This is a genomic window from Micromonospora sp. NPDC002411 (assembly GCF_053592955.1).
Map to the genome: position 1 here is coordinate 1 of NZ_JBSFBM010000070.1, position 22036 is coordinate 22036.

Annotated in this window: 17 protein-coding genes; 5 read left to right on the top strand and 12 right to left on the bottom strand. The window is 70.9% G+C overall.

All coding sequences use genetic code 11. The annotated features are described in order from the left end of the window. Positions 1-45: 45 nt before the first annotated feature. From ACWCO3_RS11405 to ACWCO3_RS11430, 6 genes are all read right to left on the bottom strand, one after another. Entirely contained in the window at positions 46-1332 is a 1287-nt protein-coding gene (locus ACWCO3_RS11405; protein WP_358053734.1) for an ABC transporter substrate-binding protein, read from the bottom strand. 84 nt (positions 1333-1416) lie between these two features. Beyond that, positions 1417-2517, bottom strand: a complete 1101-nt coding sequence (locus tag ACWCO3_RS11410; protein ID WP_450009715.1) for a branched-chain amino acid ABC transporter permease — start codon at positions 2515-2517, stop codon at positions 1417-1419. After that, positions 2514-3392 carry a branched-chain amino acid ABC transporter permease gene (locus tag ACWCO3_RS11415; RefSeq protein ID WP_145780807.1) on the bottom strand — a complete coding sequence of 293 codons (879 nt, stop codon included), beginning with the start codon at positions 3390-3392 and terminating at the stop codon, positions 2514-2516. Before ACWCO3_RS11415 ends, ACWCO3_RS11410 begins: the two co-directional genes overlap by 4 nt. 30 nt (positions 3393-3422) lie before the next feature. After that, complete coding sequence (locus tag ACWCO3_RS11420) at positions 3423-4145, bottom strand: ABC transporter ATP-binding protein (protein WP_088989173.1); 723 nt, start codon at positions 4143-4145, stop codon at positions 3423-3425. Then, the gene (locus ACWCO3_RS11425) at positions 4142-4927 is read right to left on the bottom strand and encodes an ABC transporter ATP-binding protein (RefSeq protein ID WP_357937099.1); all 786 of its coding nucleotides are present in this window, start codon (positions 4925-4927) and stop codon (positions 4142-4144) included. Before ACWCO3_RS11425 ends, ACWCO3_RS11420 begins: the two co-directional genes overlap by 4 nt. A 133-nt stretch (positions 4928-5060) precedes the next feature. Then, a complete protein-coding gene (locus tag ACWCO3_RS11430; RefSeq protein WP_145780803.1) occupies positions 5061-5960 on the bottom strand; it encodes an alpha/beta hydrolase family protein in 900 nt (299 codons plus the stop codon). A 185-nt stretch (positions 5961-6145) separates the two neighbouring features. On the opposite strand from ACWCO3_RS11430, the gene ACWCO3_RS11435 reads away from it, so the two are divergent. Further along, positions 6146-8407, top strand: coding sequence for a catalase (locus ACWCO3_RS11435; RefSeq protein WP_358165938.1), 2262 nt, complete (start codon positions 6146-6148; stop codon positions 8405-8407). A 67-nt stretch (positions 8408-8474) separates the two neighbouring features. Here ACWCO3_RS11435 and ACWCO3_RS11440 read toward each other — a convergent pair whose 3' ends face one another. Continuing rightward, positions 8475-9347 carry an LLM class F420-dependent oxidoreductase gene (locus ACWCO3_RS11440; protein ID WP_145780799.1) on the bottom strand — a complete coding sequence of 291 codons (873 nt, stop codon included), beginning with the start codon at positions 9345-9347 and terminating at the stop codon, positions 8475-8477. Between the two features lie 149 nt (positions 9348-9496). Between ACWCO3_RS11440 and ACWCO3_RS11445 the strand changes: the two genes are divergently transcribed. Genes ACWCO3_RS11445 through ACWCO3_RS11455 form a run of 3 tightly spaced genes read left to right on the top strand, consistent with a single transcriptional unit; the run spans position 9497 to position 12797 of the window. Beyond that, positions 9497-10639 (top strand): acyltransferase family protein, encoded by a 1143-nt coding sequence (locus tag ACWCO3_RS11445; protein WP_450009720.1) that lies wholly within the window; start codon positions 9497-9499, stop codon positions 10637-10639. Beyond that, positions 10636-11778, top strand: coding sequence for an alanine racemase (alr, locus tag ACWCO3_RS11450; protein WP_450009722.1), 1143 nt, complete (start codon positions 10636-10638; stop codon positions 11776-11778). The genes ACWCO3_RS11445 and alr overlap by 4 nt, the downstream gene beginning before the upstream one ends. Continuing rightward, entirely contained in the window at positions 11775-12797 is a 1023-nt protein-coding gene (locus ACWCO3_RS11455) for a D-alanine--D-alanine ligase family protein (RefSeq protein WP_145780793.1), read from the top strand. The genes alr and ACWCO3_RS11455 overlap by 4 nt, the downstream gene beginning before the upstream one ends. Before the next feature lie 18 nt (positions 12798-12815). Here ACWCO3_RS11455 and ACWCO3_RS11460 read toward each other — a convergent pair whose 3' ends face one another. The 4 genes from ACWCO3_RS11460 to ACWCO3_RS11475 are packed head-to-tail and all read right to left on the bottom strand — an operon-like array spanning position 12816 to position 16516. Then, positions 12816-13373 (bottom strand): hypothetical protein, encoded by a 558-nt coding sequence (locus ACWCO3_RS11460; RefSeq protein ID WP_450009724.1) that lies wholly within the window; start codon positions 13371-13373, stop codon positions 12816-12818. Then, positions 13370-14827 carry a sensor histidine kinase gene (locus tag ACWCO3_RS11465; RefSeq protein WP_145780791.1) on the bottom strand — a complete coding sequence of 486 codons (1458 nt, stop codon included), beginning with the start codon at positions 14825-14827 and terminating at the stop codon, positions 13370-13372. The genes ACWCO3_RS11460 and ACWCO3_RS11465 overlap by 4 nt, the downstream gene beginning before the upstream one ends. Further along, positions 14824-15519, bottom strand: coding sequence for a response regulator transcription factor (locus tag ACWCO3_RS11470; protein ID WP_088989165.1), 696 nt, complete (start codon positions 15517-15519; stop codon positions 14824-14826). The genes ACWCO3_RS11465 and ACWCO3_RS11470 overlap by 4 nt, the downstream gene beginning before the upstream one ends. A gap of 16 nt (positions 15520-15535) precedes the next feature. Next, entirely contained in the window at positions 15536-16516 is a 981-nt protein-coding gene (locus ACWCO3_RS11475; RefSeq protein WP_450009727.1) for a phosphatase PAP2 family protein, read from the bottom strand. A gap of 267 nt (positions 16517-16783) precedes the next feature. Here ACWCO3_RS11475 and ACWCO3_RS11480 point away from each other — a divergent pair, with 267 nt between their 5' ends. Further along, the gene (locus tag ACWCO3_RS11480; protein WP_450009729.1) at positions 16784-17350 is read left to right on the top strand and encodes a winged helix-turn-helix domain-containing protein; all 567 of its coding nucleotides are present in this window, start codon (positions 16784-16786) and stop codon (positions 17348-17350) included. A 69-nt stretch (positions 17351-17419) separates the two neighbouring features. Here the strand turns inward: ACWCO3_RS11480 and ACWCO3_RS11485 are convergent, their stop codons facing one another. Beyond that, positions 17420-21802, bottom strand: coding sequence for a S8 family serine peptidase (locus ACWCO3_RS11485; RefSeq protein ID WP_450009731.1), 4383 nt, complete (start codon positions 21800-21802; stop codon positions 17420-17422). Between the last annotated feature and the right edge of the window lie 234 nt (positions 21803-22036).

Sequence of the window (22036 nt, forward strand, 5' to 3'; positions counted from 1 at the left end):
CGCGCACCCCCCCCCCCACGCCCGGTCGGACGGCTGTCGATCGGGTCAGGAGACGGTCGGCACCCCGTTCGCCGGCGGCGCTGCCGGCGTGGCGGTGTACTCGTTGACCGCCCCGTCCGCCTCGTCGGTCTCGTACGCCGGCCCGAAGTAGGTCTGCACTCCCCCGCTCACCCGGCTCAGCCGCTGACCGCCGTAGCCGCTGTGGTCCTTCTCGGAGAAGCGCAGCGGCACCAGGCCGGGGCCCTGGAAGCCGCCCTTCTGCACGGCCTGGATCACCTTCTCGCGGGTGAGGTTCTTGCCGGCGGCGAGCAACGTCTGCACGAAGAGGTAGCCGACCGACATGCCGTAGACGGTGTTGCCGTCGAACGGGGCGTCCCCGTTGTGCTCCTTGTTCACCTTCGTGAAGAGCTGGATCCACGGGTTTGCCGTGTCGTTCTGCATCGGCAGGTAGTTGGTGCCGACCATGCCCTCCAGCAGCGGTGCGGCGGCGCCGAGCTGCTTGGCCAGGGTCGGGTGGTCGGCGCCGACGTTGGAGACCAGCCACTGTGGCTTGAAGCCCAGCCGGGCCGCGGTCCCGACGGAGAGCGCGGTGAAGCCCGGCACCGTGGCGAGCACAACGACCTGGCATCCGGCCGCCTTGAACGCGCCGATCTGCGGCGCGACGTTGGTGTTGCTGGTGACGTACGTCTGCTTCACCGCCACGGCACCGGCGCCGAGTACCTTCTCCACACCGGCCAGGCTGTCCCGGCCGAAGTCGTCGTCCTGGCCGAGGAAGCACACCTTCTGCCCCGCCAGGTTCGCCTTCGCGTAGTTGGCGAGGATCTTGCCCTCGACGGTGTAGTCCGGGTTGAACCCGAACGTGCCGGGATACTTGTCCGGCTGGTCCCAGCTGCGGCTGCCGGAGGCGACGAACAGGTCGGGCACCCGGTTGCTCTTCAGGAAGTCGAGCACGCCGGTGTGCGTCGGCGTCCCGAGGCCGTTGAGGATGGCGAAGACCTTGTCCTGCAGGACGAGCTGACGGACCACCTGCTGGGTGTTCGCCGGGTTGTAGCCGTCGTCCATGATCTTGTAGGTGATCTTCCGGCCGTGCACACCGCCGTTGGCGTTGACGTAGTCGAAGTACGCCTTCGTCGCCGGGGCGATCTTCGAGTAGCCGGCCGAGGCCGGACCGGTGAGCGGCATGTGGGTGCCGACGACGACCTCGGTGTCGGTGACGCCCGGCACCGACGCCCCGCCGGGACCGGAGCCGTCGTCACCGCTGCAACCAGCGGCGGCGGCCAACAGGGCGATGGTGCTGGCGATCGCGAGACCACGTTGTGCCAAACGGTGCATGGAGAACACCGACCTTTCTCGGTCCGGTTTGCGGGAACGGTGTGGGTGGTGGGGACGCCTGGCCGGGGCCGGGCTCAGAACAGCTCAGGAACGCCGGGCCCGCAGGCGCCGACCAAGACGGGACAGCAGTCCCTGCACGCCGCCGGGAGCGGCGATCATGACGACGATCAGGGTGAGGCCGAAGATCGCCAGCGGGAGGTTGCCCTCCAGCCGCTGCGCCACAGCGGGCGAGAGCGTGAGCATCTCCGTCACGGAGTGGGTGAGGTCGGGCAGGGCGACCAGCAGGACGGCCCCCCACAACGCGCCGGTGAGACGGCCGAGACCACCGATCACCACGGCCATCAACAGGAACAGCGACAGGGTCAGCGAGAACGCCCCCGGGGAGACGCTCTGCGCGAGGACCGCCAGCAACGCGCCGCCGAGCCCGGCGGTGGCGGCACTGACCACGAACGCGAGGACCTGGGTGCGGGCCACGTGGATGCCGGCGAGACGGGCCGCAACCTCGTCGTCCCGGACCGCCCGGAAGGTCCGCCCGTACCGACTGCGGATGAGGTTGGCCAGCAACAGCAGGGCGAGCAGGGTCGCCGCCCCGGTCAGCCAGAGCTGCCACCGCTCGTAGGGGAAGTACGGGCCGAGCGCCAACGGTGGCGGCTCCACCGGCACGGACAGCCCCTGCTCCCCGTTGAACACGCCGTCGAAGGTCACCGCCAGCGCCGGCACGACGATGGCCACCGCGAGGGTCACCCCGGCCAGGTAGGGGCCCCGCAGGCGGGCCGCGGCCGCACCCACCACCGCGCCGACCGCGACAGTGCTGACGATCGCCGCGACCAGCGAGAGCGGCAACAGCCAGCCGCCGGTCATCCCCCGGTCGGCGAACGCGTTCTGACACAGAGCCACCGTGTACGCGCCGGTGGCCATCAACGCCCCGTGCCCGAGAGACAGTTGACCGTTGAGGCCGGTGAGGACGGTCAGCCCAGCGGTCGCGCAGAGGTAGGCCGCCACTGTGGCGAGCTGGAAGTTCCGGAACGGCTCGACGGCGTAGCTGACCCCCACCAGCACCAACCCGACGGCGAGGACCACCGCGAGGTGGCGCAGCAGGGTCGAGCCGCGTCGCCGGTCGACGGGTCGGTCGGTGGCGTCGTCCGGCCGCTGCTTCGGCGGCACTGCCGCCTTCGTGGCGCTCACACCCGCCTCGCCGCGACCGGGGCGAACAACCCGCCGGGCCGGACCAACAGCACCGCCAGCAGCAGGACCAGCACCGCGAGTGGCGTGAGGTCGCTGCCGGCGTAGCCGCTCACGTACGAGAGCAGCAGACCCACCACCAGACCGCCGACCACAGCGCCCGGCGGGCTGTCCAGCCCGCCCACCACCGCTGCCGTGAACGCGGAGACGAACACCAGGTCCATCGCGTGCGGGTGCAGGCCCAGCTCGGTCGGGATGACCAGCATGGCGGCCAGCGCGCCCACCCCGGACGCCAGCGCCCAACCGAGGGTCAACATGCCACCGACGTTGACGCCGAGCAGCCGGGACACCTCGGGCGCGAAGGCCGCCGCGCGCATCCGCAACCCCACCGGGGTACGCGCGAACATCCACGCGAGGCCGCTGACCACCACCCCGATCGTGGCGAAGACGAACAGGTCGTACGGCGACAGCACGGCGACACCGCCCACGCTGAGGGCGGCCCTACTGAACGGCGCCTCGGCGGGACGGAACTCGTTGCCGTACACCATGCCCAGCACGGCCTGGATCAACAGCACCAGCCCGAGCGCGACGATCACCGGGTTGAGCGGTGAGGCATGGTCGACGTGCCGCATCACGACGCGGTCCACCAACGCACCGAGCAGCAGGCCGGCGACGATCGCGACCACGAAGCCCAGCCAGTAGGAGCCGGTGGCGGCGGCGACGGAGTACGCGACGTACGCGGCGGCGACGGCCATCGCGCCCTGGGCGAAGTTGACGACCCGCGCCGCCCGCCAGATGAGCACCAGGGCCAGCGCGAACGCGGCGTACACCGCGCCCCGGGACAGGCCGTCGACGGTGAGGAAGACGAAGCGGTCCAACAGTCCTCCCTCCGGGGGACGAGGTGGTGGTCAGAAACCGAGGTACGCGTGGCGCAGGTCGACGTCGTCGCGCAGCTTCGCCGCCGGGGCGGCGATCACCACCCGGCCGAGGGACATCACGATCCCCTGGTCGGCGACGGCGAGTGCGCTGCGGACGTTCTGCTCGACCAGCAACACGGTCAGGCCGGTGCGGTCGCGGAGCTGGCGGAGCAGGGCCATGGTCCGGGCGACCACCCGTGGTGCCAGGCCGAGCGACGGCTCGTCGAGCAACAGCAGACGGGGTCGGCCGACCAGGGCCCGACCGAGGGCGAGCATCTGCCGCTCACCGCCGGAGAGCTGGTGGCCGAGGTGCCGGCGGCGACGGGCCAGAGGTTCGAAAAGCTCGTAGACCTCATCGAGGGCCCGACCGGCGTCGGCCCGGTCGCGCCGCCACAGCCCGCCGAGCCGCAGGTTCTCGTCGACGGTCAACTCGCTGATCACACCCCGGCCCTCCGGCACGTGCGCCATGCCGCGGCGGACGAGCTGCTCCACCGGCGTACCCCGCAGGTCCTCCCCGGCCAGGACGACCTGGCCGGCGGCCGGACGGATCATGCCGGAGAGCGCACGGAGCAGGGTCGTCTTTCCGGCGCCGTTGGCGCCCACGACCGCGGCGATCGTGCCCGCCGGAACGGTGAGGTCGACGGCCTGCAACACGGGCGCGGCGCCGTAGCCGGCCACCAGTCCACGCACGACGAGCAGATCGGTGCCGGTCATGGGGTGACCTCCTCGACGGTGGCGCCCAGGTAGGCGTCGGTGACCGCCGGGTCGTCGCGGACCTCGTCCGGGGTGCCGGCGGCGATCACCCGGCCGAAGTCGAGCACCACCAGCTCGTCGCAGACCGCCATCACCAGGTCCATGTGGTGCTCGACGAGCAGCACCGCGCAGGGATCGTCGTCCCGCCGGGGAAGCTGGCGGATCAGCTCCGCCAGCTCGGCGATGTCGTCGGCGCCGAGGCCACCCGCGGGCTCGTCGAGCAGGAGCAGCCGGGGCCGGGCGGCGAGCGCGCGGGCCAGGGCGACCCGCTGGCGTACCGCGAAGGGCAGTGTTGTCGGTGCGGCCTCGGCGTGCGCGGCGATGCCGAGACCGTCGAGGAGGTCCAGGGCGTGCTGGCGCAGCCGGCGCTCGTCACGGTCGCTGGCCGGCAGCCCGAGCAGCGCCGGGACGAAACCCGCCCGGGCGGTGTGCGAGGCGCCGGTCATCACGTTCTCCAGCACACTCAGACCGGCGAAGAGCCCGGTGCCCTGGAGGGTGCGGGCGATGCCGAGCCGGGTCAGCCGGTGTGGCCGCGGGCGTAGCGGCCGACCATCGAGGGTGAGCGAACCCGTCTCCGGCGCGACGAAGCCGCAGATCACGTTGAACAGCGTGGTCTTGCCCGCGCCGTTGGGCCCGATCACGCCCACCACCCGGTTGGGTGGCACCCGCAGCGAGACGTCGTCGAGGGCGGTGAGGCCGCCGAAACGGACGCCGATGTGGTGCAGTTCGAGGCCGCGCTCCATCACCCATCCCTCTGTCGTGGCGGGTGTTTATTTACACTCGCAGTGTACGTTTCTCGGGTATCGCGTCAAGACCTTCAATGCCCCGACCACGCAGACGGGGCGGTCGCCGTCGGCGACCGCCCCGGGACCACGATCAGGCGCTGGGACAGGTGTTGCGGTACTCCTGGATGGCCGAGCCGCTCGGGCCCGGGCAGAGGAACTGCTCGTAGCGGGTGTCGTCGTCGACGAAGCGCTTCAGCCAGGCCACCATCTGCCGGGCGGTGGGGGTGTTCGTCGTCTGCGGGAAGAAGTGGCTCGCCCCGTTCAGCTCCAGGTACGCCTTCTCGGCGGAGGCCGGGATGCTGTTGTAGAACGGCACCGAGTGCGACGAGACGGGCGCGACGCTGTCGCTCTCGCCACCGATGATCAGTGTGGGAACCCGCAGCTCGGACCAGCTCTTGTCCAGGTTCCACGGGGCCAGCGGCACCGCTGCCTGCAACGACGGCCGGGACGAGGCCGCCTCCAGACTGCCCCCACCGCCCATGGAGTGACCCGCGACCGCGAGCCGGCTGCTGTCGATCCGACTGCGCACCGAGCTGCGCTGGGTGAGGTAGTCCAGCGCGGCGAGCAGCTGCCGGCCCCGGCTGTCCGGCTGGTCGAGTCGGGTGTTGGTCTCGATGCCGATCACCACGAACCCGTGCGAGGCGATCCGCGGCCCGAGCCAGCTGATGCTGGACCAGGCGGCGGTGTAGCCGGGCGAGATGGCGATGGCGCCGAAGGTGCCCTCGCTGGTGCTGGTCGGGTAGTAGATGACGCCGCCGCCGAAGCCGGTGACGCTGAGCGAGGACACGCTCTGCGACGCCGTGGCGAAGGGTCCGCGACTGGCTTCCAGGATGGCGGTGGTCGGAGCGGGGCCCCGCTCGTACGGGCCGGCCGCCTGGGCGGCGCCGGTCGATCCGGCCAGGGCGCCGCCGGCGGCCAGGACGGCTGCGAGGGCGAGCCGGGTGGCCCGGGCTGCGACGGAACGGGGACGGGTGGTGGTTGGTGAGGACACGTCGGGCACTCCCTAGAGTCGAGGGATATCGACGTGTGTCAGTTTTGGCCGCTCGGCCGGTCGCCCGCATCGGCAGAATCACCAGTCCTGGCGGCATTTGCCGTGATCAGTCGTGTTTCGGCACCCTGACCAGGGGTAGCAGGGCAGGCGCCTGCCCGTACACGCGCCATCGAGAGGTTCGCCCAGTGGATTCCAGCAAGCCCGCCGAGGCGGTCAAGAACGCCGTGAAGACCGCCTCAGGAAAGATCGCCGACGCTCTGACCCCCGATGTCCCGGGTGCGCCGGGAAGCGCGCCACCAACCGTCGAGGAACCGACGACGCCGCACGACCCGCTGCCGCCGAAGCCGGAGCAGGGGGCACCGCAGACGCGGACGCCGACCGGCGCCGAGACCGGTGCGCCGCCCACCGCGAAGGGTCAGCAGGGCGCGTACCTCACGACCGCCAACGGCGCACGACTGCGCGACACGGACCACTCGCTCAAGGCCGGACCGCGTGGCCCGGTGCTGCTCCAGGACCACCACCTGCGCGAGAAGATCACGCACTTCGACCACGAACGCATTCCCGAGCGGGTCGTGCACGCGCGGGGCGCCGGTGCGCACGGTGTGTTCACCGCGTACGGCACCGGCGAGGCGGTCACCCGGGCCGGCTTCCTGAAGAAGGGGCGGGAGACCGAGGTCTTCGTGCGCTTCTCCACAGTGCTCGGTTCTCGCGGCTCGGCCGACACGGTCCGCGACACCCGCGGGTTCGCGACGAAGTTCTACACCGACGAGGGCACCTTCGACCTGGTCGGCAACAACATGCCGGTGTTCTTCATCCAGGACGCCATCAAGTTCCCCGACATCATCCACGCCGGCAAGCCGCACCCGGACCGGGAGATCCCGCAGGCGCAGAGCGCCCACGACACCTTCTGGGACTTCGTGTCGCTGCACACCGAGGCGCAACACCACGCGCTGTGGAACATGTCCGACCGGGGCATCCCGCGCTCCTACCGGACGATGGAGGGCTTCGGCGTGCACACCTTCCGCCTCGTCAACGAGGCCGGGGAGACGGTGCTGGCCAAGTTCCACTGGAAGCCGAAGTTGGGCGTGCACTCCCTCACCTGGGAGGAGGCCCAGATGTTGAGCGGGATGGACCCGGACTTCCACCGTCGGGACCTCTACGACGCCATCGAGGCCGGCGCGTACCCGGAGTGGGAGCTCGGCATCCAGGTCTTCCCCGACACTCCCGAGGAGACCTTCGCCGGCATCGACCTGCTCGATCCGACGAAGATCGTGCCGGAGGAGTTGGCCGAGGTGCAGCCCATCGGCAAGCTGGTCCTCAACCGGACGCCGACGAACTTCTTCGCCGAGACCGAGCAGGTGGCCTTCCACCTGGGTCACCTCCCGCCGGGCATCGACGTCACGAACGACCCGCTGTTGCAGGGCCGGCTCTTCTCGTACGTCGACACGCAGCTCACCCGTCTGGGCGGGCCGAACTTCTCGCAGATCCCGATCAACCGCCCGCACGCGGCGGTGAACGACATGCTGCGCGACGGGTTCCACCAGCACGCCGTGCACGCGGGCGTCGCGCCGTACCGACCCAACTCGCTCGACGGTGGCAACCCCTTCCCCGCCGGCGACGCCGAGCAGGCGTTCGTCGACGTGCCGGTCACCGTCGCGCAGGCGCCCAAGGTGCGGGCGAACCCGGCCTCGTTCGACGACCACTACAGCCAGGCACGCCTGTTCTGGGCGAGCATGTCGCCGGTCGAGAAGGAGCACATCATCCGGGCGTACACCTTCGAGCTCGGCAAGTGCTACCACCAGGCGATCAAGGAACGCCAACTGCGGAGCCTCGCCAACATCGACCCGGTGCTGTGCGAGCAGGTCGCCGCCGGTCTGGGGCTGCCCGCGCCGCAGCCCAGCGTGCCGCTCGCCGACGTCACGCCGAGCCCGGCGCTGTCGCAGGTCGGCCGGGAGTGGCCGAGCGACGGTCGTACCGTCGGAATCGTCGTCGACCCGGACGGTGACCTGGACGGTGTCGCCGAGGTCCGCCGGGCCGTGTTCGAGGCCGGCATGGTGCCGTTGCTCATCGCACCGCGCGGCGGCATGGTGGCGGACCTGCCGGTGCAGCGGACCTTCGCCACCGGCCGGTCGGTCGAGTTCGACGCGGTCCTGCTGGCCGGAGCGCCGGTGCCCGCACCGGATGCCCTCCCCGCCCGCGACGACAAGGCGGGCCGCCCCGGCCCGGCAGCGGTGGATCCCCGCGTGCTGCTGCTCGTCGAGGAGTGCTGGCGGCACGCCAAGGCGATCGGCGCCTGGGGCGCCGGCGTCAGGGTGTTGGAACAGGTCGGGGTGGCCGGCACCCCCGGCGTCGTCGCGGCGGGCTCCGGTGCCGAGGCGCTGACGGCGGTGCAGCAGTTGATGGCCGCACACCGGGTGTGGGAACGGTTCCCGGCCTCGGTGGCCTGACCCCGCGCCGAGCACCAACGAGGGCCGTCCTCCGCTGTACCGGAGGGCGGCCCTCGTCGCGGCGAACTCAGCCGACGTCGGCCAACCGCGGCAACACCTCGTCGCCGAGCCGCTGGGCGAACTCGACCGGGTGCCGATCCGGCGTCACCTGCACCTCGCTCACACCGAGCGCGGCGTACTCGGACACCTCGGCGAGGAACGCGTCGACGTCGTCCAGCGGTGCCCGGGAGGCGACCACAGTCTTCTCGATGGTGTCGTAGTCACGGCCCTCGGCGGCGCAGTGTCCGCGCAGCACGTCCAGCTTGCGGGTGATGTCGTCGATCCCACCGCGACCGAACAGGTTGCAGGCATCGGCATAGCGGGCCACCAGCAACAGTGTCTTCTTCTCACCCCCACCACCGATCATGATGGGCGGGTGCGGCCGGCTCAACGGCTGCGGGGAGTTGATGGTCTCGGCGAGCTGGTAGTGCTTTCCGTTGAACGGGCCGTCGTCGGCACTCCACATCTGCCGGCAGATGCGCAGCGTCTCCTCCAACCGCTCGAACCGCTCGGCCACCGGGACGACCGGCACACCCAGCCCGAGTTGCTCCCGCTCGTACCAGGAGGCGCCGATGCCGAGGCGGGCCCGCCCGCCGGAGAGCACGTCGAGGGTCGTCACGGTCTTGGCGAGCAACCCCGGGTAGCGGTACATCACACCGGTGACCAGCACACCCAGTGTCATCCGTTGCGTCTGCCCCGCGACGAAACCCAACGTGGTGTACGCCTCCAGCATCGGCTCCTCGGCCGCGAAGACCGCGTCCATCTGGAAGAAGTGGTCCATCACCGTGAACGACGCGACGCCGGCCTGCTCGGCGGTGGTGGCCGTCTCCGCCAACGTCGGTGCGATGGCGGTCGGGTCGGCCGGGGTCGAGTAGTTCCAGTAGTGCAGTCCGAGCTTCATGGTCGGCACCTCCGAAACGAGCCTAGTCCCGTCCGGCGCCCACAGGGGGCGGCTCGGAACTGCCTGCGGGTCGGGTCCGGCAGCCTCTATTACCGGTTCATGACAATCCGTGGATCACGTGCGGATATCCGGCTGGCACCTTCCGATGAATGATCCAACAGCTGACCGGGTCCCGGGTCGCCGAGCTGCCGCCCGACGAGACGCGCGTCCGGTTCCGCCACCGGCACCAAACCGGGACGACCCGCACAGAGGGACGATCGCAGCGGGCGGAATGGGCCGACGCCGCGAAGGGCGCCTGCATCATTCTCGTCGTCCTGTGGCACGTCGTCGTGAAGGACTACCTACAGATCGACTGGCACGTCGGCGTACCGGTGCCGGGCCTGTGGGGGACGCTGGGTGAGCAGTTCCTTCCGCTGCGGATGCCGTTGTTCTTCACCATCTCGGGCGTCTTCGCGGCGAACGCCGCCCAGCGGCCCTGGCGGGTCGTGGCCCGCAGCCGGGTCGCCGGGTTCCTCTACCTGTACGCCCTCTGGCTACTGATCCACACTGCGGTCCTCGCCGCCGCCCCCGACCTGCCGACCGACCGCGCCACCTCCGCCCTCGGCGTGCTGGAGCAGCTCACGATCACGCCGTCCAACCTCTGGTACCTGTACGCCCTGGCGTTGTACTTCACGATCGCCAAGGCGACCCGTCGGGCACCCTGGGCGCTGGTGTTCGTACCCGCCGGGGTGCTGTCCGCCGTCGCCGCCGCCGGCCTGCTCGACACACCGGGCAACCGTGCTGGGCTCTACCAGAACCTGGTGTTCTTCCTCGCCGGCCTGTACCTGCGACCGCAGATCCAGCGCTGGGCCGCCACCGCCAGCCGGCGACGTCTCCTCCTGACCTCGGGGGCCTACGTTCTCGCGCTCGCCGCGATGGCGCTGGCCGGCGCACAGCAGTGGTTCGGCGTGTGGCCGGCGGTCTCCGTCGTGGCAGTGATCTTCGGCATAACCGCCGCTGCCCGGCTGGCTCGCTGGTCGGCGCTCAGCAAACCGCTGGCTAGTCTCGGCCGCATCACCCTGCCGATCTACGTCGTCCACATGCCGGTCCTGGCCCTGCTGCACCGGCTGTTGCTCGTACCGGTTTCCGAGCTGGGTCCGTCCGCTCAGGGCCTGATCGTGCTCGGATATCCGGTTCTGCTGACCGGCCTAGTGATCGGCCTGAGCCTGGCCGTGCACCGTGGCCTGCTGGCGGTCCGGGCGGGCTGGCTGTTCGCCCTGCCCGGTCCTCGCCGGGCGGAGGCGTCCCGATGAGCGCCCTGGCCGAAGCGCTCGTCGACCTCGACGCGATCGCCACCAACGTGCGCACGATCGCGTCGGTCACCGGCACCGGCCTGATGGCGGTGGTGAAGGCCGACGGGTTCGGCCACGGCGCGGCGCAGGTGGCCCGGGCGGCAGTTCGCGCCGGTGCGAGCTGGTTGGGGGTGACCTCGACGCGCGAGGCGCTGACCCTGCGCGACGCGGGTGTGACCGCGCCCACGTTGAGCTGGCTGCACGGCCCGAACGACGACTTCGGTAAGTTGATCAACGCTGGCGTCGACGTCGGCGTGTCGACGACGACGCACCTGCACGCCGTCGCCGACGCGGTCCACCGGCTCGGCGTACCGGCGATGGTGCAGCTCAAGGCCGACACCGGTTTGTCCCGCAACGGGGCCGCCGGCGACGACTGGCCCGAGTTGGTCGGTTGGGCTCGCAAGTACGAACGGGAGGGTGGGATCCGGGTGCGTGGGGTGTGGTCCCACCTCATGGACGCCGACGTCCCGGGCGCTCCCGAGTTGGACCGCCAGGTGACGTCCTTCGAGGAGGCGCTGCGGGTCGCCCGGTCGGCGGGCCTCGACCCCGAACTGGTCCACCTGGCCAACTCGGCGGCCGCGTTGTCGGCGCCACGGACCCGCTTCGACCTCTGCCGAATCGGAATCGCGCTGTACGGCGTGGACCCGTTCGGCGCGACCGGCCCGGGCGAGTTCGGGCTGCACGCCGCGATGACACTGCGTACGAGCGTGGTCAACGTCAAGCGGGTACCGGCCGGCACCGGCGTCTCCTACGGGCCCGAGCACGTGACGGCGGCGCCGACCACTCTGGCGCTGCTGCCGCTCGGGTACGCCGACGGCCTCCCCCGCGCCGCGGGTGGCCGCGCCTGGGTGTGGCTCGCCGGCCGGCGGTGCCCGATCGTCGGGCGCATCGCCATGGACCAGTGCGTGGTCGACGTCGGGGACCTTCCCGTGGCGATCGGCGACCCGGTCGTGGTGTTCGGCCCGAGCGAGGCCGACCAGGACCCACCGACTGTCGTCGAGTGGGCCCGCTGGGCGGACACCAACCCACACGAGATCTTGACCGGCATCGGGGCCCGGGTGGCCCGCGACCACCTCCACGGAAGGGCACGCATTTCATGACAACCCGACTGGCAGTGCTGTACGGCGGACAGAGCGGCGAGCACGACGTGTCCTGCCGCTCGGCGGCGAGCATCCTCGCCCACGTGGACCGTGCGCGGTACCGGGTCACCGAGGTTCTCATCGACAAGGACGGCGGCTGGCACGTCGACGGACGCCCGACGGCACTCCCCGCGGCGTTGCGCGTGCTGCGCGCCCAGGACGTGGTGTTCCCGGCTCTGCACGGCCCGTACGGCGAGGACGGCACTGTCGCCTCGCTGCTGGAGTGGCTCGGGGTGCCGTACGTCGGCAACGGTGTCTTCGCCAGCGCCGCCGGTATGGACAAGGGTGTCACCAAGCGGCTCCTCGCCGCCGAGGGGCTGCGGGTCAGTCCGGGGGTGACCCTGCGGCCGGGCGAGGACCTGTCGCCCGACGACCGGCAACGCCTGGACCTGCCGGTCTTCGTCAAACCGGCTCGGGCCGGGTCGAGCCTGGGCGTCGTCAAGGTGGACGACTGGTCGGGGGTTCCCGCCGCGTTGGAGCAGGCCCGACAGGTCGACCCGAAGGTGCTCGTCGAGCAGGGGGCCCGGGGTCGGGAGATCGACGTGGCGGTCCTGCAGCACCCGGACGGCCGGGTGCAGGCCGGCCCGCCGCTGGAGATCCGGGTGACCGGTGCCGGTTTCTTCGACTACGACGCGAAGTACGACGGCGGCGCGATCTTCCAGATCCCCGCTGCGCTGGACGCGGCGACCACCGAGGTGCTCCAGGACCGCGCGATCCGCGCCTTCCAGGCCCTCGACTGCCGTGGGCTGCTCCGGGTGGACTTCTTCCTGCCCGCCGAGGGGTCGCCAGAGCCCATCGTGAACGAGGTGAACACGTTCCCCGGTTTCACCGCCGCGTCGCAGTTCCCGCAGATCTGGCAGAAGGCCGGCCTCGGGTTCGTCGACCTGATCGACATCCTGATCGACGGCGCGCTGGCCGACGAGGACCGGAGCCGCTACGGCGGGCTTCCCCGGCAGGCACGGGCGGTCAACCTGGTGTGAGCGGTGGCGGGTGCCCGGTCATCTGATCGGGCACCGTCGAGGCTGCCGAGCGTCGTCGGGTCCGACGATGCTGACCGCGGCGGGACCGTTCACCAGGCCTACCTGCGTGGCGGCGTCGGTCACCGTGCAGACGATCTGGTCGACCGCGTCGGCCGTCAACGGCCGTACCGCGCCGGTCGTCGTCACCGTGAGGTCGGATCTCTGCCCCCCCGGCGTCACGGTGAACGGGCCGAGCCCGGCGGGCACCTCGCTGGTCAGACCGCTGGCGCGTTCGTCCTCGCTCGGACCCGCCGCGAGCAGGGCGAGGGCCTGAGCCGGCTGGCAGGGCGAGCCGCCCGGGGATGACGGTGAACAGTTCACGGCGGGCGCGACACCGGCCTGGGTCGCCTTCGGCTGCCGGAGGACCAGCGCGGGGTCACCCTGCGCGAGGAGGTAGACCCCGATGCCCTCGGCGGGGCCGCTGACCGCGGCGCGACCGGTGATGACGGCGCTGGGCCGCACCCCGCAGCCCGCCGTGAGCAGGGCGACGAGCAGCCCGCCGGCGATCAGCGCGCGGCCCGTCCGCCGGCCGGTCACCGGGCACCTCCGTCGTCCGTGGTGTCGCGGGGCAGGCGGAGCGTGAACACGGCGCCGCCACCGGGGCCGTTACCGGCGACGAGACTTCCCCGGCGCTCACCGTGGCGGTGCAGGCGCGCGTTCTCCCAGGAGATGGCGAGGCCGAGGCCGCTGCCCTCGGACCGGGTCCGGGCGGTGTCGGCCTTGTAGAAACGGTCGAACACGTGCGGCAACACCTCCGGGTCCAGTCCGGGCCCTCGGTCGGCCACCTCGATGGTGACCCAGTCCTCGTCGGCGCTCAGGCGCACCGACACCGGCTCGGCGCCGTGCCGGAAGGCGTTTCCGACCAGGTTGGCGACGATGACGTCCAACCGGCGGGGGTCGAGCCGGGCCACGACTCCGGACGGCAGCTCCGCACGTACCCGGTCGGTCCAGCCACGGATGCGCAGGGTCGCGGTCACCGCCGCGGCCACGTCCACGTCGTCCAGGGCGAGCCGTGCCGTGCCGGAGTCGAACCTGCTGACCTCGATGAGGTCGTTGACCAGCTGGGTGAGGTTCTGCGTCTCCTGACTGACCAGCCGGGCTGCCCGGCCCGCGTCCCCGGGCAGGTGTTCCGCCTCCTCGTCGAGCACGTCGGTCACCGCCGTCATCGCGGCCAACGGCGTACGGAGTTCGTGCGAGACGTCCGCCACGAACCGGCGCGCGTCGGACTCCATTCGTCGCAGCTCCCCGACCTGCCGTTCCAGCCTCCCGGCGGTCTCGTTGAAGGTCCGCGCCACATCGGCCAGCTCGTCGACGCCCCGGACGGTCAGCCGGGTGGTCAGGTCACCCTCGCCGAGGCTGCGCGCCGCCCGGCCCAACTCGCGTACGGGTCGCAGCACGCTGCCGGCGGCCAGCAGGGCCAGCAGGACGGCGAGGACCAGCGACAGCCCGCCGGTCAGCCACGCGCGAGCTGCGAGCTGGTCGATGCTCTGCTGCTCGGGTAGGAGGCTGCGCACCGAATAGACCTCCAGCCCGGACGGGCGGGAGGTGCCGTCGGGTCGTTCGAGCGCCAACTGGGTGCCGATGATCAGCTTGGGTTCCCCGTCGAGCACGACCCGTTGCCAGGCGATCTGGCCGTCGCCGACCTCCTGCCGCAGCTCCGGGGTGAGCGCGTCGGTCACCCCGACACCCTGCGACCGCAGGTCGCGGTAGACGACCACCGTGGTCGTCTTCCGGTCGGAGAGACGCTGGGCCAGGATGTCGAGGTCGTCCTGGGTCGGCGGCAACTGGGCTATCGGGTAGTACTTGGTGAGCTGGTCGGTCAGCGACGTCACCGCGGCGTCCTGCGCCTGTTGGAGGATGACCGTCCGGGCCTGGACGTAGCTGCCGCTGGCCACGACGGCCGTGGTGGTCACGCCGAGCAGCACGAACGCCAGGAGCAGCCGGACCCGCAGGCCCGAGACCCGGGCGCCGGCCCAGCGCCAGAGTGTCACAGCGGCCCGAACCGGTATCCGAAACCGCGCACGGTCTGGATGAAGACCGGTGCCGACGAGTCGACCTCGATCTTGGCGCGCAGCCGCTGGACGCACGCGTCCACGAGCCGCGAGTCGCCGAGGTACCCGTGTTCCCACACGGCCTCCAGCAGTTGCTGGCGGCTGAGCACCTGGCCCGGCGTGTGCGAGAGTTCGAGCAGCAGACGCAGCTCGGTCGGGGCGAGGCCGACGGGCACTCCGTCCTTGCTGACCACCAGCGCGGCCCGGTCGATGGTCAACGCGCCGTGCTGTTCCAGGCCGGGCCGCTCGCCACCGGCACGCCGCGACTCGCCGCCGGTCCGTCGGAGCACCGCGCGGATCCGCGCCTCGAGCACCCGGGCCTGCACGGGCTTGACCACGTAGTCGTCGGCGCCGGCCTCCAGCCCCGCGACCACGTCCATGTCGTCGTTGCGGGCGGTCAGCATGATGATCGGCAGGTCGCCGAGCTGTCGGATCCGGCGGCACACCTCGAACCCGTCCATCCCGGGCAGCATCAGATCGAGGACCACGACATCGGAGGGGGTGCTGCGGAGCCGTTCCAACCCCTGCTCGCCGGTCTCCACGGCGTGCACCGTGTGGCCCTGTCGGGTGAGCGCCAACTGAAGTCCGTCGCGCACCGTCTGGTGGTCTTCGATCAGCAGGACCTGGGACATGTCGTCAAGTATCCCATCATGAGATCTTTTGAAAATCAGCCGACGACGGCAGTCCACCACGCCGGGCTCCCAGCGGGACCACGAAGTCCGCCGAGCGCACCAGGAACACCACCACACCCACCAGGAACATCGTCGTCGCACCCGCCACCACGATGGCGACGAGTGCCCCGCGCTGCACCGAGGCCGCCAGACCGGGCACCACCGCCACCAGCGCCCAGAGCAGCGCGACCAGACCCACCGCCACCTCGGCCAACCGACGCCACAGGCTCCCGCCGTCCGGTTCGCCGTCCGCGTCCCGGTCACCCCGCAGACCCGCCAACGCGGCCGCGGCCAGGCAGAACAACGCCACCCCCAGCAGTACGCCGCCGAGCACGTCGCTGAACCGGTGCCAGCCGGCGATCATCGTGGCCGAGGCGATCACCGAGACACCGGCCGCGCCGGGCACCGCCAGAAGGCGACGGGCCCACCCGGGCAGAACCAGCATGAACGCCAGCAGCAGCGCCGTCGCCGCCGCGACGTGCCCGCTGGGGAAACTGTTGTGGGTGGTCGAACTCTCGATCTGGAGCTCCGGACGGGGCAGCGCCGACTTCAGCGCACCGGCTGTCAGCACCGCGCCGACCACCATGCCCACACCGACGGCCCCCGCCACCAGCCGGCGACGGAGCACACCCACCAGCAGCACCGCGCCGAGCAGGGCGGCGAGGAGTGTCGGGCTGCCGAAGCCGGCCAGCAGGGTCTTGGCCGGACCCACCAGGACGGTCTCCTGTTCGTATCCCCCACCCCGCTCGGCGCGCGGCAGGAGCAGGCCGTCCAGCCACTGACCGGGGTACGTCCGGACGAAGACGGCAGCGGTGAGCGCCAACGCGACCAGACAAACCAGCGCCGCCGCGAGCAGCCGCAGACCCAGCGGCACCGCCGCGCGGGCGGAGGGCAGGGGTCGCGCCGACGGCGAGCCGGGCGTCGACCGCCCCACGGGGTACGACGATCCGATGGTCATGTCGGCCATGCTCGTCCCGGCAGGTCCGGATGCCGTACTCGGAATGTCTTGGTTCTGTCACAACCGCCCCCGGCGCCGGCGGGAGGCGGATCGTCGTCGGAAGGGCCGGGTGGGCCTCGACGGACAAGCGGCATTCACATGCTTACATGCAACTATGTTTTACCCCGCCGAGATCAGCCACCACTAGGGTCAGGACACCGATCGATGTCTCGGTCGTCGGTGCGAACAATCCATCCGGAGAGCTGGAGCACCGGAAGGGGTGGGGGAATGCAGGGAATTCCAGTCGCCAGCCTGGTCATCGGCATCGCGTCCTCGCCGGCCGAACGCCGACATCTGGCCCGGCTGCTCGGCGGCAGTGACGCCTTTCTGATCGTCTCGACAGTCGACCAGGCCCGAGAGTTTCTCGGCGTGGTCGAGACACCTACGGCGGCGACCTCGCCGAACGGGCCGGTGCCCGCCGGGGGCCCGCAAACCGAAGCCGTGCTCGCCCCGGCCCCACAAGCCACAGCCGTACTCGCCGAGGTGGCACCGAGCCCGCAGCTGCCGCCACCGGACCTGGCCGTCGACTCCGACCGCCGGGTGCTGCGGTGGCGCGACCAGGAGATCGACCTGACCCGACTGGAACACGACGTCCTGCTCTGCCTGGTGCACGCGCCTGGGCAGATCTGGACCTACGAGCGTCTGCACCTCGAGGTCTGGGGCAACCGGCACCTCGGCCGGGGCTCCGACATGCACTCGGTGGTCCGCCGCGTGCGCGGCAAACTCGCGAGACTCAACGCCGCGACGACCATCCACTCGGTACGCGGGGTCGGCTTCCGGCTCGCCCCGGTCTGACCCCCCGAACACGGTCCGGCCCGCCTGGTCGAAACCAGGCGGGCCGGACTGTGCGCTACCGCTCAGGCGTCAGCACTTGATCGGCACCAACCCGAAGTTCTCCACGGTCGGAGTGGTGGTGTTGATCCTCGTCTGGCGGGTCTGCGGCTTCCAGCCGTCCTTGGCGACGATCATCGTGAGCGGGTTGTTGCGGCGGTCCACCCAGTAGGCGTACCTGCCCTCGGCGTCGGTGGCGAAGGTGTACGACGCCGCCCACGAGTCGACCTGGACGACCGCGCCGGCGAGCGGCGAGGTCGCACCCTGGCAGCTGCTGCCGATGACCGTCCCCATGAGCTTGCCCCACGTCTTCGGGGGGTTCGCGGTCATGGTCACCGCGACCGGCGCCACCGAGTACGGCGTGTTCTCCGTGATCCCGACCGAACCGGAGTAGGTGCCCGGCTGGTCCACGTTGGCCGACAGGCCGACGGTGACCGTGACCTTCGCACCCGGCGCCAGGGTGGCCGCCGTCTTGTCGATGGTCATCCAGCTGACGTCGGCCGCCGACTCGGCGCAACCCTCGAAGCCCGGGAGCACCTCGCTGTTGGCTGCCGCGTTGAAGTTGCCCGACGAGCCGCCGATCTTGTAGAAGCCGCATGCCGCGCCGCCCCGGTAACGGGCGGTGTTGGCGTTCGGCAGGTTCGACCACGAGCCGGCGGCCGGATCGAAGGCGAAGCCGGCGTTGCTGATGGCCCCACCCTGCGAGCCACCGACGACGAGCAGCTTGCCGCTGGCGACGGCGAACGAGCTGGCCCAGTTGTCGGCCGGCGCGTCGGCGATCGCGGTCCAGGTGTTGGCACCCGGGTCGTAGGCGTAGCTGGACTTCTGCGCGGCGGAGCCGTCGTTGCCACCGGTGCAGTAGAGGATGCCGTCGATCCCGCCGCAGGAGGCGAAGGCCACCGACTTCGGGTAGTTGGCCATCGTCGCCCAGGCGTCGGTGGCCGGGTCGTACCGGACGACGCTGTTCGACATCGGCGTGCAGTTGGCAGTGGTGCAGCCACCGACGGCGTACAGCTTGCCGTCGACGACGCCCTGACCGGCCGCGGCCCGGGGTGCCGGGTTGTCGGCCAGCTCGGTCCAGGTGTTGGCCCCCGGGTCGTACGACCACGTGGCGGAGTCCGGGCCCTCGTCGCCCCAGCCACCGCTGGCGATGATCTTCCCGTTCAGGACGCCCACCGTCAGGGCGTTGCGAGCGCCCGGGAGGTCCGCGATCGCGGTCCAGGTCTGGGCGGCCGGGTCGTAGGCGTAGTTCTTGGTGGTGGAGGCGTTACCGTCGCCACCGCCGATCGAGTACACCTTGCCGTCCAGGTTCACCACCCGGTTGTCCATGATCACGGACGGGTAGTTGGCGATGTCGGTCCACGGCGCGGCCTGCGGGCCGGTCGCGGCGGCGGCGGCCTTGGCCTCCTTGCCGGACGCCTTGGAGGCGAACGACGTCGGTACGGTGAGCCGCTGCTCCGGAGCGCCGCTGCCCCCGAGCACCTGCTGCCGGGTGACGGTGGACCCGTCCGCCCGGAGGAGTTCGAATCCGTTGTCCCGCTCGCTGAACTTGACCTCGACCGGCGCGCCGCCGGTGTTGGTCACCGTGAACGTCCTGCTCGCCTTGCCGTTGGGCATCTGGAGCGTCGCGCTCAGCTCGGTCGGCGTCACCGACAGTCGCCCGGCCGCGAGCTGGAAGTTCGCGGTGGTCGCCCAGTCGGCCTCGACGTCGACCGACTTGGTCTGGCTGACGTAGTTGCCGGCGGTCGCCGTGAACTCGTGCTCGCCGGTCAGCGACGAGTAGATCCAGTAGAAGCCGTCGGCCAGCCCGGGGTCGTCCGGGGTCGCCACGGTGACGGCCTTCTCGGCGGGCCGGTCCTTGCTGGTGACGGTGGCACCGTTGACGTAGCTGTCGTCGTTCTTGTCGCGGACGTTACCGACGACCAGACCGCCGTCGACCGGCACGCAGGTGACCTGGCTGCCGATGAGGACGTTGTCGACCTCCCACCACCACTCGTACGAGGCGTCGTAGTAGTGGAACCGGACCTGCACCTGCGCCTTACCGGCCGCCTGCGGGATCGGGATCTCGGTCACCTTCGGGCCCCGGACGTCGGTCTCCTGCCGGAGCACGTTGGTCCAGGTGGCGCCACCGTCGATGCTCAGGTCGACGTCGGCGGTGTCGTCGTTGAGCTGGTTGAAGTCCTGGTTGAAGCGGATCACCGGAGCGGTGACGGCGGTCAGGTCGACCACCGGGCTGACCAGTGAGGTGTCCTGGCTGGTGCCGGCGCCGTAGTTGTCGCTGTCGATCATCGCGAAGTTGCCGCTGCCGCCGGTCAGGTTGCCCCGGTCGCCGTCGTCGGTGAACTTCCAGACCTGGCCGCTGCCCGCGTTGTCCACCACGGTCCAGCCGGCCGGGGTGGTCGTGGCGTCGAAGGTCTCGTACTCACCGTCGGAGCCGAACGTGTACCCGGGGGCGGTGGTGCAGGTGTCGGTGTCCACCGGCACGGCGACGTTGGCGGTGGCGTTACCCGTGCCGACAACGACCTGCTTGGTGACGGTCTGGTAGCCCGGGTACTGCGACTCGTACGTCAGGGTGTAGGTCTGCCCGGCCGGCAGCTTGATGCTGTAGCGGCCGTTCGACGGGGTGGTGTAGTCGTAGACGCCGGACACGCCGGTCACTGTCACCTTGGCGTAGAGCGGCCAGCCGTGGCCGGAGCCGTCGGTGACCGCTCCGGTGACGTTGACACTGGGCACCGGCGTCAACGCGACGTTGAGCGTGGTGGTCGCGCCCTTGGCGACGGTCGCCGTCTTCGTGGTGCTGCCGTAGCCGAAGGCCGCCACGGCGACCTGGTAGTCACCGGTGGGCAGCTGGGTCGAGTACTTGCCGTCGGCGCCGGTGGTCAGCTCCCGCGCGGCCGGGCCGGTGAGCGTGAGGGTCGCGCCGGCGATCGGGGCGCCGGTGGCCGCGTCGGTGACCGTGCCGGCCAGGATGCCGATGTCGCCGGTCGGGGCCGCGTTGAGAAGCGCGAGGGCGTCCAGGCGGCCCTCGCCGTAGACGTTGTTGTCGGCGGCGGTGCCGCCGCACTGGTCGTCGGCCTTGTCGATCGCCGCGCCGTTGAGCAGCGCACGGGTGGCGTCGACGTCACCGATCAGCGAGGGCGCCGCCGAGTACAGCAGCGCGATCGCGCCCGCGAGGTGCGGTGCGGCCATCGAGGTCCCGCTGATGCTGCCGTACGCGCTGCCCGGGATGCTCGACCGGACGTTCACGCCCGGCGCCGAGATGTTGGGCTTGATCTCGCCGTTCTGCCCGACGCCCCGGGCGGAGAAGCCGGCGACGTTGTTGTTGACGTCGTACGCGCCGGTCGAGTAGTTGCTGGCGAGGCTGCCCGGCGAACCACTCGTCTGGCATGCCGGCCCGCTGTTGCCGTTGGACCAGGTGCCGAAGATCCCGGAGGCTGCCCAGGCGTCCGTCACGTCCTCCATGAAGGGCTCGTTGGACGGGTCCCGGGTGCCCCACGAGTTGTTGATGATGTTCGGCCGCTTGCTCGCGTCCGCGTTCTGGCCGTTGAGGTCCAGCGGTTCGAGCATCCACTGACCGGATTCGATCAGAGCGGCGTCGCTGGGGCAGCAACCGTTCGCCGCGATCCACTTGACCCCGGGCGCGACACCGATCTGGTTCGCGCCGTCGGAGCCGGCCATGGTGCCCATGGTGTGCGTGCCGTGGCCGTCGCCGTCGCAGGGGGCGGTGGCGCAGGCGCCGGTGGAGTTGGCGGCGTTGAACCAGTTGTAGTTGTGGTCGAACGTGCCGTCGCCGTTGTTGCCGCGGTAGGAGTTGACCAGCGCCGGGTGGTTGAACTGGACCCCGGTGTCGATGTTGGCGATGGTGATGCCCTCGCCCTTGACGCCGTACTGGGACCAGACGTCGTCGGCGTTGATGTTGGCGATGCCCCACTCGAGGGCGTTCACGGTCTTCTCGTCAGTGCCCTTGGTGGTCTCGGGCACCTTGTAGGCAACCGGCGCGTAGAGGCCCTCGACCTCGGAGTGGCCGGCGAACTTCTGCGCCATCGCCAGCGAGCCGCTGTTCACCTTGATCGCGTTGGTGGCCCAGAAGGTCTGGTACCTGGTGCCCGAGCTGTCGAGGTCGGCCCGGATCTTGCCCTGGCTCGCGGCGGCGGTCTTGCGCAGAGCGTCCGCTACCGCGGTACCGCGCTTCGACCAGTCCTTGATGGCGCTGGCCTTGCTGAGGTCCGCCCGGTCCTTGAACCGGATCCAGAAGTCACCTTCACTCTTGGCCTGGAGCTGCTTGGCGAGCTCGGGTCGGATCTTGTCGCCGGTCGGGGCGCCCGCCTGCATCCCGCCGCCCGGCGCCGCCTGCGCGCCCGAGCCGATGGTGGCCAAGCATGTCGCGGCGAGGATCGCCGCCGCACCGGCGCTCACCAGTGATCTGGCTGTGCGCCGCCATTGTGGACGTCTGAACATCGGTGCTGCCTCCCTCAGAACGACCCAGGGTGAAGATGGGCCATGGGTGGACCTCCCATGCACCGCGCGGGTCACGCCGGTTGCCCGAGTGGACACTATGATCGAGAAGAAAGGACGATCAAGAACTTGCCGTGAGCAACTTGTCGCTAAGAGTTGCCGCGCTGACGACGCGCTTGCCAATCATTGTCAGGA

Bases quoted from the DNA above. Each gene is read 5' to 3' on its own strand.
- ACWCO3_RS11440 (WP_145780799.1), bottom strand. From the start codon at position 9,347: ATGAAGCTCGGACTGCACTACTGGAACTACTCGACCCCGGCCGACCCG.
- ACWCO3_RS11420 (WP_088989173.1), bottom strand. From the start codon at position 4,145: ATGACCGGCACCGATCTGCTCGTCGTGCGTGGACTGGTGGCCGGCTAC.
- ACWCO3_RS11425 (WP_357937099.1), bottom strand. From the start codon at position 4,927: ATGGAGCGCGGCCTCGAACTGCACCACATCGGCGTCCGTTTCGGCGGC.
- ACWCO3_RS11455 (WP_145780793.1), top strand. From the start codon at position 11,775: ATGACAACCCGACTGGCAGTGCTGTACGGCGGACAGAGCGGCGAGCAC.
- ACWCO3_RS11480 (WP_450009729.1), top strand. From the start codon at position 16,784: ATGCAGGGAATTCCAGTCGCCAGCCTGGTCATCGGCATCGCGTCCTCG.
- ACWCO3_RS11445 (WP_450009720.1), top strand. From the start codon at position 9,497: ATGATCCAACAGCTGACCGGGTCCCGGGTCGCCGAGCTGCCGCCCGAC.
- ACWCO3_RS11470 (WP_088989165.1), bottom strand. From the start codon at position 15,519: ATGTCCCAGGTCCTGCTGATCGAAGACCACCAGACGGTGCGCGACGGA.
- alr (WP_450009722.1), top strand. From the start codon at position 10,636: ATGAGCGCCCTGGCCGAAGCGCTCGTCGACCTCGACGCGATCGCCACC.
- ACWCO3_RS11405 (WP_358053734.1), bottom strand. From the start codon at position 1,332: ATGCACCGTTTGGCACAACGTGGTCTCGCGATCGCCAGCACCATCGCC.
- ACWCO3_RS11475 (WP_450009727.1), bottom strand. From the start codon at position 16,516: ATGACCATCGGATCGTCGTACCCCGTGGGGCGGTCGACGCCCGGCTCG.